Here is a 1003-nt window from a genome sequence, read left to right as displayed (position 1 = left end):
GAGCACGCCTGCGACTGCAAACTGGCGAAAGGCTCCACATTTTCCAGCGGGATGCAGGCCGACATGATCTGCATCCATTTTGATCGCCCCGACACACCCGGCCTGAGGATGCTGCTGGAGATCAAACGCTCCGCCCCGACCATTCCGATCACCATGTTCACCGTGCAGCACTCCGAAGAGCTGGCCGTATGGGCGATGCGTTCCTGTGTCTGGGAATACATGGTGCTGCCCCTTTCAGCCGCCGAAAAGAATCGCTACCTGACGGCTGTCGTTCAGTTGCACGAGCTGCGCCGCAATGTTCGCGACCAACGCAAGACGTTGCAGATCGACCATTCCCCGACCCTTCCGGGCAGTATCCGGATGACGCCGGAACACCAAAAACACCAGGCGTTGAGCAATGTGCTGCTGTACATCGATCAGCACTTTCGGGACAACATCGATCAGAGGGATGWGGCCAAACGCTGCGGCATGACGACCTTTCGCTTCAGCCGCCTGTTCAAGGAAGCCTACGGCCTTGGCTTCATGGATTACATCTTGAACAAACGCATGAGTTTTGCGAAGGAATTGCTCGGCAACAGCCAGATGCCTATCACCAGCATCGGCTATGAAGCCGGTTTCAAGGACCCTTCCTACTTCGCTCGGGCCTTCAAGCATTTCGCCAACTGCACACCCAGCGAATACCGCTTGGCGCACCAGCAGCTTAGAGCGTCGGTAGTTGCAGAGCTGGATGAAACAACCGCTGAAGTGCTGGATAACCTGATCCATAGCCTGGGAGGCTGAGGGACTTTTATAACGCGCACACAAAAACGCCGCTCAGTGAGCGGCGTTTTCGTTAAATATGGAGCGGGAAACGAGACTCGAACTCGCGACCCCGACCTTGGCAAGGTCGTGCTCTACCAACTGAGCTATTCCCGCAWTGGCGTCCCCTAGGGGACTCGAACCCCTGTTACCGCCGTGAAAGGGCGGTGTCCTAGGCCACTAGACGAAGGGGACACACGTACAA

At 56.8% G+C, this 1003-nt stretch carries 1 protein-coding gene and 2 tRNA genes; 1 reads left to right on the top strand and 2 read right to left on the bottom strand.

Annotated elements, in window-relative coordinates; genetic code table 11:
• On the top strand, positions 1 to 780 hold a 780-nt coding region (locus AC1DH9_RS29795; protein ID WP_477809410.1), incomplete at its 5' end, for a response regulator transcription factor.
• A 59-nt stretch (positions 781 to 839) separates the two neighbouring features.
• Here AC1DH9_RS29795 and AC1DH9_RS29790 read toward each other — a convergent pair.
• Together AC1DH9_RS29790 and AC1DH9_RS29785 are read right to left on the bottom strand one after the other, a co-directional pair.
• Positions 840 to 915: transfer RNA gene (locus tag AC1DH9_RS29790), tRNA-Gly, on the bottom strand.
• Between the two features lie 2 nt (positions 916 to 917).
• Positions 918 to 993 (bottom strand) — tRNA-Glu (locus tag AC1DH9_RS29785).
• Positions 994 to 1003 lie beyond the last annotated feature (10 nt).

The sequence above is a fragment of the Pseudomonas sp. 05T35 genome (assembly GCF_056396605.1).
The sequence above is the reverse complement of the archived record's forward strand: the minus strand, read 5'-3'. Positions and strand labels throughout refer to the sequence as shown.